Here is a 17176-nt window from a genome sequence, read left to right on the forward strand (position 1 = left end):
TTTGACACCATCCGAGTAGTTGCATCATAATGATGTAACATCCCCACATTTAGTAAGGGTTGTTGTGCCTAATGTGAAGAATAGGGAGTGACATGTCTACGATGACTTTACATACATCTGCTATTGACCGATTGTGCAAGCGCAATGTGGAGCTGTCTGCCTTTTCGACGTACGGGATCGGCGGTTCAGCCAATTATCTGGCCATGCCTGAAACGGCAGCCGACCTGGCGGAACTTTTGCAGGATTGCAAAAAACGCGGGTTGCCATGGTACATTTTCGGCATGGGCTCCAATATCCTGTTCCCGGACGAACCGAAACGCGATCTGGTCTTTATCTCGCTCAAAAACCTGGTGGAGCTGCAGGTTTCGGGAGACAAATGGTACGTTTCATCCGGAACGCCGATGTCCCTGCTTTCCTTGATGGGGTTAATGGGCGGAACCGATTTGCTCGACTTTACTTTTTTGCTGCCGGGCTGCGTAGGCGCCGGCATCTATATGAACGCCAAATATAATGCGCGCCAAATCTGCGATATCCTGGATACGGTATATTATATCGATACGATGGATCCGGGCCTGAAGGTGCAGTCCATTGCGGCGGGGGATTGTTTATTTGCATACAAGCAATCCATCTTCCAGCAGCATCCATGGATCATCGTAGGCGCCGATCTCAACATACCGGTCAGCTCGGAGGAGCAGATCCATTCGACTTCGGCGCTGCTCGCGGAGTGGAAGAGCCGCGGCAGCCATCCGTCCTCGCTGCCGTCCTTTTTCTCGTTCTTTCTGGGCGAGGTCCATGCTTTGGCCGGAAGGGGAATCGAGACGCCGCAGTCGATGCTCGACATCATCAAGTACCGGACGAGTAAGCGTCATTTCGACTATCCGTCCTGCGGTTCCGTATTCAAGAACAATTATGATTACGGGGTAGCCGTAGGCTCGCTCGTGGACCAGCTGAATATGAAGGGGACCGAATACGGAGGCGCCATCATTTCTCCGCACCACGGCAACATGATTCTGAATCAGAAGCATGCAAAGGCAACGGACATACTATATTTGATGAATCTGATTTCGGAGTCGATCAACAACCAATTCGGGTTCGTTCCGGAACCGGAGATTGTATTGGTATAAACGCTCTCTGAAAATAATCTCTGTAAAGGAATTGGAATAAGTAGAATTTAACGCTATAATCAGATAGGTGATCATCTGTTTATTGGTATAAACGATGAAATTCATGTTGCGAGAGGGGCATTAAATATGGCTAAAACTTTAATTTTTGGACACAAAAATCCGGATACGGACACCATCTGCTCTGCTATTGCATATGCTGACTTGAAGAACCAGCTTGGTCTGTCGGCCGAGCCCGTGCGTCTTGGTGACGTAAACGGCGAAACGCAGTACGCGCTCGATTTCTTCAAAGTAGAGGCGCCTCGCCTCGTTGAGACGGTTGCAAACGAAGCGCAGGACGTCATTCTCGTGGACCATAACGAGCGTCAGCAAAGCGCCAGCGACATTGATCAGGTTCGCGTAATCGAGGTTATCGATCATCACCGCATCGCTAATTTTGAGACAAGCCATCCGCTGTACTACCGTGCGGAGCCTGTCGGCTGCACTGCTACCATCCTGAACAAGATTTATAAGGAGAAGGGCGTAGCCGTTCGCAAAGAAATTGCCGGCTTGATGCTGTCCGCGATCATCTCGGACTCCCTCTTGTTTAAATCTCCAACCTGCACGGACGAGGATGTGGCTGCTGCTCGCGAGCTGGCTGAAATCGCCGGCGTGGATGCCGACAGCTATGGTTTGGACATGCTCAAGGCAGGTGCTGATCTGAGCGACAAAACCATCGCTCAATTGATCTCCCTCGATGCCAAGGAATTCCAAATGGGCGGTGCCAAAGTCGAAATCGCCCAGGTCAACGCGGTGGATACGAATGATGTATTGTCCCGCCAAGCAGAACTCGAGGATGCGATTCAATCGATTATTACGGACAAAAACCTGGACTTGTTTGTCTTCGTGGTGACGGACATCCTGAACAACGATTCCATCGCGCTGGCGCTCGGTAAAGAGTCCAAAGCCGTGGAGAGAGCGTACAATGTATCTCTGTCGGAGAACAAGGCGCTTCTTAAAGGCGTGGTTTCCCGTAAATCGCAGATCGTTCCGGTTCTGACCGAAGCATTCAATCAATAATAGCTGGTTATTGGAACAAGCCTGACCATCGACTGAGGAATCAGCGGGGCGGGCTTGTTTTTGTTTTGCTGTTTTCTCGGATTTCTGCATCATGCAGGACCGCTCCAACCTATATGAAGCGCTTTCGAAAATTGAAATATTGTAATGAATTTACATCGAAATGACATCCTTTTTACGGCGGCGATTCGTATAATGAAGGAAAGAAATAGGAACGACAAGTACATAGGTGTTTCAAATCCCAAGAATTGGGTTAATGACCATTAATGTTTGTTGAGTCGGATTCCGAGGCAGAAAGTGGTATAAATCTGATCTATAATAGAAGTATGAAGAGGGAGCGATGAGAAGATGAAGAGGTCGGCTTGGAAATTGGGAGCAATGATGCTGCTTGTCCTGATCATGATGACAACCGTCGGTGTAGCCTCAGGCAACAATTATGAGCCGGTTCCGAAAGCTTCGAATCAGGAAGCTGCCTACATAAACGGACTGGAGATCAAAGACGGCAAGGTCTTTCTTCTAGTAGATCCAATCGAGTGGTATGAGGGAGAGGAAGCGAATCAGGTGTTCCGCGAACGGGAGCAGGACCCTGAGATGACCGAGGCCCCGGACGGCTATTATATCGTGAACGATACGGAAGAGCATATCGAACTTCCAGTAGCGGACGATGCAGAAGTGCTGCTCCAGCTGTACGACCATACCGGACGATATGAGGATGCCCAGATTTCCTGGAATCAGCCGGTGAGCCTGAGCAAATTCGCGGACATCTACAAAAAGGATGATATCGTGGACATGAAATGGTTTCCGTTTCATATTACCGTTGAAGACGGCGTCGTCGTGAAGATCATCCAACAGTATGTACCTTAATTTATCATGAAAAATAGAGAAGCGAACTGATGAAGAGCCGCTCCATTTCGGTTAATCCTACCGATGGGCGGCTCTTATGTTTGTTTCTAAGCCTAACGGCAAGCGTTAACCGGCATCTTTGCTGTAGTGCTGGTGTTTCATCGGTTTGATTTTGCCGTTGACCACGTCGCTGACGAAGGGTGCTATCTTGGATTTCCGTTCCTCGTATTCTTCCTTCGTCACCTTGCCCTCGGACAGCTTCCGATCCAGGCGCTTCGTGAGTGCCTGGACTTGCTGATCAATGACGGACTGGACGGGTATACCTTGCTCCTTCGCGATCTGTGCCAGCGATTTTCCGGATTGAAGCGATGCTTTAAGTTGGTCCGGCGTTGTCTTCAGCAGCTTGGCCAGCTCGTCGCTATCCGAGATCAGCCGGCCGTGCCGCTGATGCATCCGCTGCTTGTGCCATCCGCCCTTGGCGTCAAGCAGCTTATCCGCCGCTGCGGAGTAATCGATGGATTTGCCCAGCTGTTTTGGATGCGAAGCGATTTTCTCCTTCAGCAGCTCCATGATCTTGGCTTTCATGGCATCCCGCGATACGCCTTGCTCTTTGGCTATTTCCGCGAGGGTCGAGGTTTTGAGTTTATCCCGGAGAACTTGCGGCTCCAGCTTCAGAAACTCGGAGATGGCCTTGAACATATGGCCGGGTTTATGTTGCCCGCGTTCGTCCTTGGACGAAGGAACAGCCGGTGATTCCGATTGCTGTCCGATCGGTTCCGCCGAAACCGAGACGGGAAGATAAGCGAGGCCCATGACTACAGCGATGGCGAGCAGCACCAACCGCTTCACTGACTTCAAGTGGGTTGTCATTGTTGTTTACCGCCTTTCATGTTGTTGGTCTTACAGTCCATCATTCTTTCCCGCTAAACTGAACTCATCCTTAAAATAACCTTAAAATAGGATGAAAATACATAAATTTCATGCAAATGGTGAAAAGTGGCCATTCTATGAAACTATCGACTCTTCTCTGCTAATATGCTATCATGGAGTCTTGATAACGTATTAAAGTGAAAAAGCAGTTATGCATAGGACGAGGATTGATGCAGATCCTAGAATATGACTGCGCTTAACGTCTACGAGGGGGATTTTTTGGTGAAAAAGATAGCATCCGTGTTAGCAGGCTTCATGCTTTTATTTACTGTAGTCGGCTGTTCGAGCTCGGCAAGCGGGGGGAATGAGCTGGTGGTCGGAATTGACGACAAGTTCGCGCCCATGGGATTCCGCGACGAGAGCAATGAAATTGTCGGCTTTGATATTGATTATGCCCGCGCAGCGGCCGAGAAAATGGGCAAGGAAGTCAAGTTCCAGCCAATTGACTGGAAAGCGAAGGAATCCGAGCTTAGCAGCGGCCGCATTGACTTGATCTGGAACGGTTATACCATCACCGATGAGCGCAAGGAGAAAGTGCTGTTCACCAAGCCTTATCTGGAGAACAGTCAGGTCGTCGCGGTGCTGAACGATTCGGATATCGCAACGATCGGCGATTTGGCCGGCAAACAGGTCGGATTGCAGTCGCTATCCTCGGCAGCCGACGCGCTGAGCGCCAATGCCATTCACGAGCAAGTGAAGAACATTTCCGAATTTCCCGATAACGTGCTGGCATTGAGCGATTTGAAGAATGGACGCGTAGACGCCGTGATCATTGACGAAGTGGTCATGAAATACTACATGTCCAAGGAAGAGGGAACGTACAAGATTTTGGAGGAGTCCCTGGCGCCGGAGCAGTACGGGATCGGAGTTAAGAAAGGCAATGAGGAACTGCTGGAAAGCCTGCAGAAAGCCTTGGACGAAATGAATGCCGACGGTACGGCCGCCAAGATTTCCGAGAAGTGGTTCGGGGAAGACAAAGTGTTGAAGTAAGCATTCCCAAGAGGTTGGTCATCCAACCTCCCATAGGTATTCCAAGAAACCGGACTTTGACCAAAGGCTCCGGTTTTCTGTTCCAATCGGTCGGTACAATGAAATCATCGGAGAACTTCAGCATTCCGGAAGTTTTTCCATTAGGAGTTAAGCAGATATGAGTATGGATTACATCGTTCAAATCGGCAAACCGATGCTGGAGGGCGCGCAGACCACGATCCTGTTGTTCTTGATTTCCATTTTGGCCTCCATTCCGCTCGGGTTTGTGTTCACGTTAATGGTTCGAAGCGCAATCAAGCCGCTGGCTTGGTTAGCCAATGCCTATATATATGTTTTTCGAGGTACCCCGCTGCTGCTGCAGCTGCTGTTCTTCTGCTTTGGGCTGCCGGTGCTGCCGGTGATCGGAGAATATCTCGTTTTGGATCGTTTTGTAGCCGCATGCTTGGCATTCGTGCTGAACTATGCCGCTTATTTTGCGGAAATCTTCCGCGGAGGACTCTTGGCGATTGACAAGGGACAATATGAAGCGTCTAAGGTGCTGGGCTTGAACCGCTGGCAGACGACCACGAAAGTAATTCTGCCCCAGATGTTCCGCGTAGCCCTGCCTGCGGTATCCAACGAATCCATTACGCTGGTAAAAGATACGGCGCTGCTGTATGCCGTGGCGGTACCGGAGCTGCTGCACTTCGCGTATACGGCGGTCAATCGGGATTTCACGATTATGCCGTTTGTTATTGCGGGCGTGATATACCTGCTGATGACGCTTGTGTTAACGCTGCTGTTTAAATTTCTGGAACGCCGATTCAAATATGAATAGAAGGACTGTCGCGCAATGGCAATTATCGAAGTAACCCATATGAAAAAATCCTTCGGCTCGCTGGACGTGCTGAAGGACGTCAGCTTTGAGATTCAGAAGAATGAAGTGATTGCCATCATCGGGCCTTCCGGTTCGGGAAAGAGCACCATGCTCCGCAGCCTGGTGCATCTGGAGGAAATCAACGGCGGATCGATCAAGGTGCAGGATCAGTATTTGGTGAAGGACGGCGTGTATTCCAGTCCGCCGCAGATCAAAGCGATCACGTCCCGGATGGGCATGGTATTTCAGCACTTCAACCTGTTTCCGCATCTGACGGTACAGGAGAATCTGGGCCTCGCGCCCAAACATGTCAAGAAACAAAGCAAAGAAGAAGTTAGAACGAACGGCACCGCACTTTTGCAAAAGGTCGGTTTGTCCGATAAAGCGGATGTATACCCCGGAAATCTATCGGGCGGTCAGAAGCAGCGCGTGGCCATTGCTCGGGCGCTCATGATGAATCCGGACATCATGCTGTTTGATGAACCGACATCGGCGCTGGATCCCGAGCTGACCGGCGAGGTGCTGGCCGTCATCAAGCAGCTGGCCGAGGAGCACATGACAATGGTGATCGTGACGCATGAGATGAGTTTTGCCAAGGAAGTGGCGGACCGGATCATCTTCATGGATCACGGACAAGTAGTCGAAGCCGGAACGCCGGATCAAATATTTAACCAGCCGAAGATGGAGCGGACCCGCGAGTTTTTAAATCGGGCCGCGCGTTAAAAAGGACTGGCTCAAAGCTGGATCGAAAGATCGGCTGTGGGCTGGTCTTTTTTTTTGGCAAAAAATAAGGCCATATAGTGAAAGCGTTTAAATTATTGGTTGACGGAATCGGAATTGATCGATATCATTGTTTTAAAGATTTTTAAACTGTTTCATATAAATATCTATAAAATAATAGCGAGGAGCGGAAAAAGTCATGAGTCAGGTTATTACCATTCATTCGGACGTATCCAAAGGCAAAATCAATCGCAATATTTATGGACATTTCTCCGAGCATCTGGGCCGCTGCATTTATGAAGGAATCTGGGTGGGCGAGGATTCGCCGATACCTAATACGGAAGGGATCCGCAATGACGTGCTGGATGCGTTGAGACAGCTGAATATACCTGTTCTGCGCTGGCCCGGCGGTTGTTTTGCCGACGAATACCATTGGAAAGATGGCGTCGGGCCGCGGGAGAATCGGAAACAGATGGTAAATACGCACTGGGGCGGCGTTGTGGAGAACAACCATTTCGGCACGCACGAATTCCTGCGTCTCTGCGAGCTTTTGGGCTGCGAACCCTACATATCGGGCAATGTCGGCAGCGGCACGGTTCAGGAGATGTCGGAATGGGTTGAATACATGACCTTTGACGGCGTGTCGCCGATGGCCGCATGGCGTCAGGAGAATGGCCGCGAGAAGCCGTGGAACGTGAAATATTTTGGAGTCGGGAACGAGAACTGGGGCTGCGGGGGCAATATGCGGCCGGAATATTATGCGGACTTGTACAGACGCTATCAGACTTACGTCCGCAACTATGGCGAGAACAAGATCTACAAAATTGCCTGCGGCCCGAATGTGGACGATTACCGCTGGATGGAGACCGTCATGAGGGAAGCACATCCGTACATGGATGCCATAAGCCTTCATTATTACACGATTCCGGGCGAATTCTGGACAGGCAAAGGACCTGCCACCGGATTCAGCGAACAGGAATGGTTCACCACCATGAAGAAAGCACTCCATATGGATGAATTGATCACGAGACATTCGGCGATTATGGACCAGTATGATCCTAATAAGCGCATCGGGCTCATCGTGGATGAGTGGGGCACCTGGTTTGATGTCGAGCCCGGCACGAACCCTGGCTTCCTGTACCAACAGAATACGATCCGTGATGCCCTGGTTGCGGGTTTGACGCTGAATATATTCCACGAGCATAACGATCGGGTGGTGATGGCAAACATCGCGCAGATCGTCAACGTCCTGCAGTCCGTCATCTTGACCGAAGGCGAGAAGATGATCCTTACCCCGACCTATCATGTGTTTGATATGTACAAAGTGCATCAGGATGCCGAACGTTTGGCTACCCATCACAGCGGGGCCGATTATGAGATGAATGGCGAGAAGATCCCGCAAGTATCCGTAACGGCCTCGAGGGATGAAGCCGGCAAAATCCATGTAAGCTTGTGTAATGTTAGTCACGCGGAGCAGAGCGACGTGAAGATCCAGCTTCGGGGATTAAGCGGTGCGGTGAAGCAAATCGTAGGCCGGCAGCTTGCCGCCGATTCGCTGGACGCTCATAATACCTTTGAATCGCCGGAGGTTCTCAAGCCGGCTGCATTCACTGCATTTGAACAGGAAGGTGACGTACTGCGTGCGAAGCTGGCACCGATGTCCGTTACCGTTCTCGAGATCACGGCGGAATAAACGAAGGTCATGGCGGATAATCGGTGTAAAGGTTGTCATGACGATTACCGGGTCAGCGATGAGCAGATAACGCGCGTGCTGTCCTCCCCGATGTTCTCATCGGACCGGTGCGTGCCGGATGACGAATATGATGCCCGTCTTCGTGCGTGCTTCGCATGCCCTAAACTGCAAAGGGGCACCACGTGTACGCTGTGCGGATGCATCGTACAGATTGCCGCGAAGCTGAAAGACAAGCGCTGCCCGTGCCCGGGGCAAGACCGTTGGTCGATCACCGTTAGTGTTTCATAGAAAATAACGCATAGTCAAAGGCCTGTTCTCATAGATGGATCATGGGAGCAGGCTTTTTTAGAACGGGAAGGGTTCATTAGCTTTACAGAAACTTACAACCTATGTTATGACTAATAGAAAAAGATCGGCACGTTAGGATAGGGTGTGACATGAAAGAAGGAGGCTTTTTATATTACTGGACCGCGCACTCGAGCATTTCGCTGGCAGGCGTTGTCTATATCATGGTGCTGACTACCTTTATGTATCAGGAATCCGGTTCGGCTTTTATTGCTGCATTGTTCCCGCTGTTTAACGCAGTGGCGCGGTTTGCCGCCGGCTTTACGGCTCCGCTCGTCATGGAGAAATTCGGCTTCTCCAAGCTGCTGTTGAGGCTTCAAGTTCTGAAAGCCCTGCTGTTGACCACGCTGGTAGTCTTGTTCCCGTACATATCATCCCAGGTCGTGATATTGTGTATCTTCATATTATTCATAGCGTTTACCGAAGGTTGGGGGAACCCGCTGATCCAGTCCATGGTACCAAGAATGGTTGCTCCTGACCGGTTGGTAAAGGCCAACAGCTCGTTATCCGTGACCAGCCAATCCTTGCAGATTGCCGGGTATACGTTTACGGGGTTTCTGGTCATACGCTACGGACATATGCCGACATTAATCATGAGCTGTACGCTCATCTGGCTATCCGTATTGTGTTTTTGGATTGCGGCTCGATTCATGCAGTCGAAAGCTCCTGCTGCAGCCGGACGAGGGAAAGCAAGCTGGGAAGTAATCCGTGAAGGCTGGTTCTATCTGTGGAGAATTCCTACGCTAAGAATCGTCACGATCATGGATATGGTTGAGGGGATAGCCGGAACCATCTGGGTGGGAGCGATCACGCTGGTATACGTAAAGGAAGTGCTGCATCAAGGCGAGGCCTGGTGGGGATTTATTAATGCCAGTTATTACGTCGGCGCCATTCTTGGCGGTTTGCTGATGCTGCTGCTGTCTTCCTTCATCCAGAAAAATCTGATACCCTGCATGGCTGCGGGTTCCGCGGTATTCAGTCTGCTTACTTTGTGGTACGGCCTGAACAGTATCCCGGTTGTGGCTTTAATCTTATGTATTGCGATGGGGCCGGCCTATCAGCTGAGGGATGTGGCGCAGCAAACCGCTCTCCAATCCAGTGTGGATCAGGACATGCTGCCGAAAATATATGCTTCTCGGGATATCTTATTATCATCGGTAACAAGTGTATCGATTGCCGTTATTGGTCTTATCGCGGATACGCTCGGCATTCGCATGGTTTACATTGCAGGGGCAATCTGTATTGCCATATCCGCAGGGCTGTCGTTCACAATCCTGAGGCTGCAGCGGAAGCCGGCTTCAGCGGCGGAAGCGGGAGGCAGCTTCTATTCATGAAATCACTAAAAAAAGAGCTGTACCAGTCTCATTCCTTTCGGAATGGATCTGCGCACAGCTCTTTTTCATGGAATCGACGCTCCGACAACCTTGAGGACGCTCTTGTCCGCGTTAGGCCTTGTTCTTCTTGCTGAACAGCGAATCAACCGAGAGCAGGCTGCTGCCGCTTAGAACAAGATGTACGGCCATGGCCAGCAGCGCGATATCCAGTTCATAGCCACCCAGGAAACCCATGCCCAGCTTCGCCTGAAAAATCGCCACGACAAGCACGACCCCAAGAACCAGAGAAGCGATTCTCGTTCCCAAACCGATAATCAGCGCAATTCCGCCCACGATTTCGATGATGGCTACAACGGTTGCCATAAAGGCAGGAATTCCCAGACTTGCGAAGAATCCTTCGATATTCCCGATGCCGCTCTGGAATTTATCCAAACCGTGAGCCATAAAGATGACCCCCAGAATCACCCGAATTATGAAAGTGCCTGCAGAAGAATAACTACCCATGAAATAGACCACTCCTTGTCATTTTGGTTTAAAATGTTATCAACTAACTTAAATATAGCTGAGAACTATAGGTTGTATCATACTCAATTTAACTATTGAATGTCAAGTAACTAACTAAAAATACTTGGATTATACAATATCCAATCATGATGCCATATGATTAGATGAAGTTCAGCCAATACAGAACAATAGCCATCCTCAAAGGGATGGCTATTGTTCTGGTACTCGATATTGGAGGTTCTTTAATGCTGTTCATGGCTTAGTGCCTGGGCCGGTATTCCGTCGGCGACTGCCCGGTCCAGCGGCGGAATTGCCTGGAAAAATGGCTGGCTGAGCGAAAACCGAGTTTGTCGGCGATTGCGTTCATCGGCAGATGGGTCGTGACCAGCAGCTCTTTGGCCAGGCTGAGCTTCTGGCGGCTGATATATTGTCTTGGCGAGATCCCGTACACTTGGCGGAATAACTTGGAGCATTGGCTTCGGCTTAAATTAAGCTCTTGGGACACAGCCATGACCGATATCTCTTCGGTCAATCCCGACGACAGCTTCGCTTCGATGGCATGAGCCGCATCCGCTGCAAGCAGGGAGGATGGTTTAGGGGTGCCTGCTGCCGCAAATAAAGCGCGGGGCGGCTTCAGCGCATCCTGCCTCTTCAAGAGAGAGAGCACATCATGGATGATGAGCAGGGTGTAGGACTGGAGCAGAAGCCTGTCCTCAAAAGTGAGATTGTAATCGCTGGGCTGGTTCTCCGGACGGACCGAATGGGCTGCCGGCTGGCTGCGCCGGACGATTCCCTCCAGCTCTTGAACGTAGGCAGCCAGTTTGCTGCGCTCGCTTTCGTGCTGGCGAATATGTCGGTAAGGGGCAGCGGATAATGAGCTTCGAATTTCTGCATCATCCAGATCGAAATGAACATTGAAGTACCCATACTGCTTGTTGGATGCATTCGAGGTTTGATGGGGCACCCCGGATTTGATCAGAAGCCATTCCCCTTCGCGGAGCTGAATGGAATCCCGATGAATTTCCTGCAGGACTTCGCCTTCCAGACAGTATAGCAGCTCGAACAGGTGATGGTGATGCCTCGGATAACTCCAGCCTGGCGGCTGGGAATCAAAATGGCATCCGGTTACCTGCAGCGTTTGAATCATATTGGGAAAGCGAAAAGCGATATCCATGACAGCTGGCTCCTTTTGGGCATACAAAACGCCGATAATGATGCCTTATATTGTATCATAACGATGATTCGGCACAAAAGGTATAAAGAATGCCCCATTTGGAGATTGAGCAGCATGGGATTTTGATAGATGATGGCAATAGAAAGCAAATGAAACGTGTTAGGAGGAAACAAGCTATGAAAGCTCAATTGAAAGCGGTTAACCAACAATTCCTGCTGGGGGATGAGCCGATTCAGATTTTGTCTGGTGCCATCCATTATTTTCGAGTGGTTCCGGAATATTGGGAAGATCGGCTGATGAAGCTGAGAAGCTGCGGATTGAACACGGTGGAAACCTATATTCCGTGGAATTTGCATGAACCGAAGGAAGGACAATTTGTGTTTGATGGCATTGCCGACCTGGAAAGATTCGTCCGTATCGCCGGCGATCTCGGGCTGCATGTCATTCTTCGGCCGAGCCCTTACATATGCGCAGAATGGGAATTTGGAGGACTTCCATCCTGGCTGCTGCAAAATCCGGATATTCAGCTTCGATGCATGGACCCGGTTTATCTGGAGAAGGTCGACCAATATTATGATGAGCTGATTCCGCGATTGGTTCCGTTACTGACCTCCAAGGGTGGTCCCGTGATTGCGATGCAAATCGAGAACGAGTACGGGAGTTACGGAAATGATACGGCATATCTGGAGTATCTAAAGGATGGCTTGATCAAGCGGGGCGTGGACGTGCTGCTGTTCACTTCGGATGGTCCCACGGACGGAATGCTGCAGGGCGGAGCCGTTCCCGGCGTGCTTGCCACGGTCAATTTCGGATCAAGAACGAAGGAGGCTTTTGATAAACTGCGGGAGTACCGTCCGGAAGATCCTCTGATGTGCATGGAATACTGGAACGGTTGGTTTGATCATTGGCTGAAGCCACACCATACCCGGGATGCGGAGGATGCTGCTGCCGTGTTCAAGGAAATGCTGGACTTGAATGCATCCGTGAACTTCTATATGTTTCATGGCGGAACGAATTTCGGATTCTATAACGGGGCGAATTTTCACGAAAAGTATGAGCCGACGCTAACCAGCTACGATTATGATGCGCCTCTCTCGGAGTGCGGGGACGTGACGGCCAAATTCGAAGCCATTCGAAGCGCGATCGCACAGCATCAGGGAAAAGAGCTCTCCGATTTGCCAAGTCTTCCGCAGCCTGTCAAGAAAATAAGCTATGGCTCTGTGAGCATGACGCACTATGCCGACCTGCTGGAGCATCTGCCTGCGCTTTCCGAGGAGCAGAAACGCACGGCACCCGTACCGATGGAACGGCTGGGCCAAAGCTATGGCTTCACGGTTTACGCAACGCATATATCCGGGCCGCGCCAAGGGGAGTCCCTGCATCTGCAAGAGGTGCATGACCGGGCACAGGTATTCCTGGATGGAAAGTATCAAGGGACGGTCGAACGTTGGGATCCCAAAGCCCTGCCAATCGATGTTCCGGCAGCCGGCGCCAAGCTGGAGATCGTTGTCGAGAATATGGGACGCATCAATTACGGTCCAAAGCTGAAGGATTATAAAGGAATCACGGAGGGAGTCCGAATGAACAACCAGTTCCTGTATGACTGGAGCATCTATCCCTTACCGCTTGATCATCCGAATGCGGCACCGTTTCAACCGCTGGAGGGGCCTTTTGAACAGCAGGACCGACCTACCTTCTATCGCGGCGAATTCTATGTGGATGACATTGGCGATACGTTTATCCGCTTAGACGGATGGGGAAAAGGGGTCGTCTGGGTCAATGGATTCAATCTGGGACGCTACTGGGAGCAAGGGCCGCAAGCAGCGCTGTATCTGCCTGGACCGCTGCTGAAGCAGGGACGGAATGAAATCTTGGTATTTGAGCTGCATCATACCGAAACGGCAAGCATCAAGCTTGTCGACACACCCGACTTGGGTTAATTCGGCCGGAACAGACCGACGATGGATAAACAAAAAGGGAGCCTTCTTGTAAACTGAGAGGGCTCCCTTTCATGTTGGAATGAGTATCAGATTAATTGCTTGCGGACTTTTAAATATCGGTACAAGACGATACCGAATAGCGAGCACAGAACGGCACATAATCCAATGAAGCCATAGCCGGCCTGGAGCCCGCGCAGCAGGCCGAGCTCTGTACCGCTACCGTACATTTGCTTGAATCCGTTCGTGATCGCGCCGATCGCGTAATTGCCGATGACGCTGCCGATCCCCATCATGGTGACGGTGAACGTAATCGCGGTGTCGCTCTCATTCGGATATCTTTTGGCAATGAGAGCCATAACCGTCGGATAGATCGGGGCAATCCCGATGCCTGCCGCCGCAAACAGGAAGGCGTAGGATTCTCCGCCGAAAATCGCGACAAACGTACATACTCCGGTCAGTCCGGACAGAATGATGATGGACAGCGTGAAGCCGATCCGGTCCGTGATCGGGCCAAGCAGCAGGCGTGCCGCCGAGAAGCAGAGGAAGAACGCGGATAGCATGCCGGCTGCCGCTGCAGGTTCCCATTTGTACGATTTTTCAAGAAAGTTGACGAGCCAACCGCCAACCGCCATCTCCGATACGACGCCGAAGGATAGGATCATGACGACCAGCCACAGCGCGGGATCTTTGACCAGCAGCTTCAGCGGAGTCCGTTCCGTTTCGGATAGATCGTCCCCGGGAAACTTACTCATGAGTGCCGGGATCATGGGAAGTATGGATAACATCAGCATGGCCAGGTACATACCCCGCCAATCCAGCGTGTAATTAAACACGGTAACGGTCATGAGACCGGATGCAATCATCGGGGCCACCGTTGAGCTGATACCGTAGAAGAAATGGGACAGGTTCATCATCGTGCCCGTATTGCGCACAAAGATCCGGGCTGACAATATCGCGAGGCCGATCTCCAGCATACCGTTCCCAATGTACATTAAGAAGTAGGATGCGGTAAACAGAGGGTAGCTGTGGGACAGGAAAATCAACACGCCCGAGATGGCCATCGATCCGAAGGCAGCCATGCTGACCCACTTGATTCCGATCTTCCGGGTCAACAGCGCGGTGAAAGAGCATGCGATCAGGTACCCGAGCGCGTTCAGGGAGAGCAAGGTGCCGATCTGCATTTCATCCAATCGAAAATCGAATTGGATCCGCGGAATGGCGGGCCCCTTAATATTCTCCGATATCCCAAATATGATAAAGCCGAGAAAGATCGTTGCCAAATGCAGGGTGTAGTCTTTGCTCAATTTAGGTTTTGTTTTTGGTTGAAGGTCAGTATTCACGGTTAATCCCCAATCGTCATTGTTGAATTTTACATTGCGCTTGTATCGGATATCATCATATCCAGAGCGATCCGCTGCAAGCCGGCTAGATAGTCGTGTTCCCAATCGCGAAGCAGCATTTCGGGAAGATGCCGCTCCGGCACGTAGGCGGAAGCACGCTCTTTAATGGAGAGCAGGGCGGAGGGCGAGAGATTATGCTCGCACCACAGAATGGCATCGGGATTGAGAATCGCGGCGAAGGCGGCACTTAGCCGGCTTAACGCATCGATTTGCTCCTGATCCGGCTCGATGAGACTGCTCATCACAGAACGATTACGTTCCAATATGTCTTGAAAATTGCTGCCCTCGCTCATCGGGACGAAGCCGATCTCGCCCGTGAAGAACGAGCGGCCGCGAACGACGTTTCCATTAATGAGCAGTCCGGCCCCCGGTCCGTTGTGACCGAGGTATACGTATACGAGGGAAGCCTCCTCCGAGCCGCTGAGATTGTGGTAACCGAGCACGGCAGCATTCATGTCATTCTCTATGATGACAGGAATGGAGAACAGATCCTCCAGGTAAGATTGGAGATTGTAATCCTGGAATGTTCCATACGACGGCACATGAAAAATAATACCGTCCCGCACCGCCGCCGGCATGCCAACGGCGATGGAGCGAATCTCTGGATAACGGCGGGTCCAGTTTGCCATTTGGGAAGCCAAGGCTTCCGGTCCATGATGAAGGATGCCGTCTTCAGCCTTCCGCTCGAGCAAGTCGCCGTTCCAATTAAAAACAGTGTATACGCTCTGCTCTTTCTCATAATAAACGGCGAGACCGAGCATGTAATCCGGATTAAAAGCATAGCGGTTCGCACGTCGGCCGCCGCTGGATTCATCCAGTCCGAGCAGGTTGACTTCACCTTCCTGCACCATGAGCTCCACAACTTTGCTCACCGTCGGAAAGCTGATGCCGAGTCTTTCGCTGAGCTCGGCTTTGGTTCCGCTCCCCAGCTCCAGAAGCGACGAACGGAGTGCGCGCCGGACGGCGAATTTCATGGATTGCGGCGTAGGCAAAGCTTCTTTGCGCGTATGAATCACCTCTTCCACTCTTTTTAAACGTATTTAATAAGTCTATGGGGATGATTATTGCACATCCGATAAGACGGTGCAAGAACAATATGTAGGTTTCAAAAAGAATAGGATGAAGGATGGGAAAGCGGTTGACAACTGCCATGCTCCATGAGAAAATGTACGCGCGTACATAAATTGCAGGAGGCTTGATGATTATCGCTAGTCGTAAAGAGGTAGCACAGCTGGCCGGCGTTTCGGAAGCAACGGTATCCCGCGTCCTGAACGGGGTCGGGCCGATCAAGGAGGAGACCAAGCAGCGCGTGCTGGAAGCGGCGGATCGGCTTGGATATACCCCAAGCGCGCTAGCCCGCAGTTTTGCGCGGCGCAGGAGCGGTAATCTTGGCGTCGTTATGCCTTACCTGCCGAAAGCTCGCATATTCTCCGCCTATTATTTTTCGGAGATCCTAAGCGGTATCGGCAGTAAGGCGCTGGAGAGCAAGCATGACCTGTTGATGCTGTTCCGTGAACCCGGCGGTTCGATGGATTACTTGAACCTGTTTCGTACCCAGAAGGTGGATGCCTGCATCATTCTCGGCGCCCGGGACGATGAAGGCGAGCGCGCAGCCATCCAACAGCTGAGTGAAGCGGATCGCCCTTATTGCCTTATTAATCAATACTTTGACGGCGAGGCGTTTCACGTCATGGATGCGGATCATGTAGAAGGCAGCTATCAAGCCGTTCATCACTTGATCGGGCAGGGGTTCCGGCAGATTGCTTTTCTTAATGGCCCGCCCCAGTATTCCAACAGTCGCGACCGGCTGAAGGGGTACACCCGGGCACTGAACGAAGCGGGAATCAAGCCGGATGAATCCTTGCTGTTCGAGGGCAACTTCAGCCGCAAGAGCGGGTATGCCGCAGCTGAGCTAATCGCCGGGAAGCTGGACCGGATTGAAGCGGTGTTTGCGGCCAATGACCGCATGGCGATCGGATTGCAGCAGGGCCTGCGCGCGTTAGGTATTGCAGAAGATCGAATGCCTGCCTTTGTCGGTTATGACGACTCGGAGGCTGCAGAGCTCTGCACCCCGCCGCTTACCAGCGTAAGAGTTCCTTTCTATGAACTGGGGTGTCTTGCCGCGGAGCATGTGCTCCGCCTGCTGGACGACTCCGATTCGCCTGACGGCAGCGGATCGAACGCCGCGCTGCATCGGCAGCTGCCTACTCGCCTAGTGGTCCGCGCATCTTCGCTTCATCGAAATCAATGAACCCTTATTCAAGGAGGAA

Annotated in this window: 16 protein-coding genes; 11 read left to right on the forward strand and 5 right to left on the reverse strand. The window is 51.4% G+C overall.

Translation table 11 applies throughout. From position 1 onward, the window contains the following. The first annotated feature begins 101 nt into the window (after positions 1-101). The 3 genes from AC3RCL_RS11150 (at position 102) to AC3RCL_RS11160 (ending at position 3041) form a co-directional block, all read left to right on the forward strand. On the forward strand, positions 102-1124 hold the full coding sequence (locus AC3RCL_RS11150; protein WP_492535378.1) for a UDP-N-acetylmuramate dehydrogenase: 1023 nt from the start codon (positions 102-104) through the stop codon (positions 1122-1124). Positions 1125-1250: 126 nt separating this feature from the next. Further along, a complete protein-coding gene (locus tag AC3RCL_RS11155; protein WP_009593146.1) occupies positions 1251-2180 on the forward strand; it encodes a manganese-dependent inorganic pyrophosphatase in 930 nt (309 codons plus the stop codon). Between the two features lie 345 nt (positions 2181-2525). Further along, positions 2526-3041, forward strand: a complete 516-nt coding sequence (locus AC3RCL_RS11160; protein WP_036661422.1) for a hypothetical protein — start codon at positions 2526-2528, stop codon at positions 3039-3041. 105 nt (positions 3042-3146) lie between these two features. Here the strand turns inward: AC3RCL_RS11160 and AC3RCL_RS11165 are convergent, their stop codons facing one another. Further along, positions 3147-3890, reverse strand: coding sequence for a hypothetical protein (locus AC3RCL_RS11165; RefSeq protein WP_036661419.1), 744 nt, complete (start codon positions 3888-3890; stop codon positions 3147-3149). A gap of 315 nt (positions 3891-4205) precedes the next feature. Here AC3RCL_RS11165 and AC3RCL_RS11170 point away from each other — a divergent pair, with 315 nt between their 5' ends. From AC3RCL_RS11170 to AC3RCL_RS11195, 6 genes are all read left to right on the forward strand, one after another. Continuing rightward, entirely contained in the window at positions 4206-4940 is a 735-nt protein-coding gene (locus AC3RCL_RS11170) for an amino acid ABC transporter substrate-binding protein (protein WP_492536318.1), read from the forward strand. 157 nt (positions 4941-5097) lie between these two features. Further along, entirely contained in the window at positions 5098-5757 is a 660-nt protein-coding gene (locus AC3RCL_RS11175) for an amino acid ABC transporter permease (RefSeq protein ID WP_009593110.1), read from the forward strand. Positions 5758-5772: 15 nt separating this feature from the next. Then, a complete protein-coding gene (locus tag AC3RCL_RS11180) occupies positions 5773-6519 on the forward strand; it encodes an amino acid ABC transporter ATP-binding protein (protein ID WP_036661415.1) in 747 nt (248 codons plus the stop codon). 196 nt (positions 6520-6715) lie between these two features. Then, positions 6716-8209 carry an alpha-N-arabinofuranosidase gene (locus AC3RCL_RS11185; protein WP_009593122.1) on the forward strand — a complete coding sequence of 498 codons (1494 nt, stop codon included), beginning with the start codon at positions 6716-6718 and terminating at the stop codon, positions 8207-8209. Between the two features lie 9 nt (positions 8210-8218). After that, positions 8219-8497, forward strand: coding sequence for a hypothetical protein (locus AC3RCL_RS11190; RefSeq protein WP_015736163.1), 279 nt, complete (start codon positions 8219-8221; stop codon positions 8495-8497). A 149-nt stretch (positions 8498-8646) separates the two neighbouring features. Continuing rightward, on the forward strand, positions 8647-9888 hold the full coding sequence (locus AC3RCL_RS11195) for an MFS transporter (RefSeq protein WP_492535379.1): 1242 nt from the start codon (positions 8647-8649) through the stop codon (positions 9886-9888). A gap of 111 nt (positions 9889-9999) precedes the next feature. Here AC3RCL_RS11195 and AC3RCL_RS11200 read toward each other — a convergent pair whose 3' ends face one another. Beyond that, positions 10000-10392, reverse strand: coding sequence for a DoxX family protein (locus tag AC3RCL_RS11200; protein ID WP_015736161.1), 393 nt, complete (start codon positions 10390-10392; stop codon positions 10000-10002). A 259-nt stretch (positions 10393-10651) separates the two neighbouring features. Continuing rightward, positions 10652-11566, reverse strand: coding sequence for an AraC family transcriptional regulator (locus AC3RCL_RS11205; RefSeq protein ID WP_015736160.1), 915 nt, complete (start codon positions 11564-11566; stop codon positions 10652-10654). A gap of 176 nt (positions 11567-11742) precedes the next feature. Between AC3RCL_RS11205 and AC3RCL_RS11210 the strand changes: the two genes are divergently transcribed. Beyond that, on the forward strand, positions 11743-13506 hold the full coding sequence (locus AC3RCL_RS11210) for a glycoside hydrolase family 35 protein (RefSeq protein WP_015736159.1): 1764 nt from the start codon (positions 11743-11745) through the stop codon (positions 13504-13506). Between the two features lie 86 nt (positions 13507-13592). Here AC3RCL_RS11210 and AC3RCL_RS11215 read toward each other — a convergent pair whose 3' ends face one another. Then, positions 13593-14846 carry an MFS transporter gene (locus tag AC3RCL_RS11215; RefSeq protein WP_015736158.1) on the reverse strand — a complete coding sequence of 418 codons (1254 nt, stop codon included), beginning with the start codon at positions 14844-14846 and terminating at the stop codon, positions 13593-13595. A 29-nt stretch (positions 14847-14875) separates the two neighbouring features. Then, positions 14876-15922: an ROK family transcriptional regulator gene (locus AC3RCL_RS11220; protein WP_015736157.1), complete on the reverse strand. Its 1047-nt coding sequence runs from the start codon at positions 15920-15922 to the stop codon at positions 14876-14878. A 182-nt stretch (positions 15923-16104) separates the two neighbouring features. On the opposite strand from AC3RCL_RS11220, the gene AC3RCL_RS11225 reads away from it, so the two are divergent. Further along, positions 16105-17157 (forward strand): LacI family DNA-binding transcriptional regulator, encoded by a 1053-nt coding sequence (locus tag AC3RCL_RS11225; protein WP_251497090.1) that lies wholly within the window; start codon positions 16105-16107, stop codon positions 17155-17157. The last annotated feature ends 19 nt before the right edge of the window (positions 17158-17176 follow it).

This window comes from Paenibacillus sp. MT86 (genome assembly GCF_058792535.1).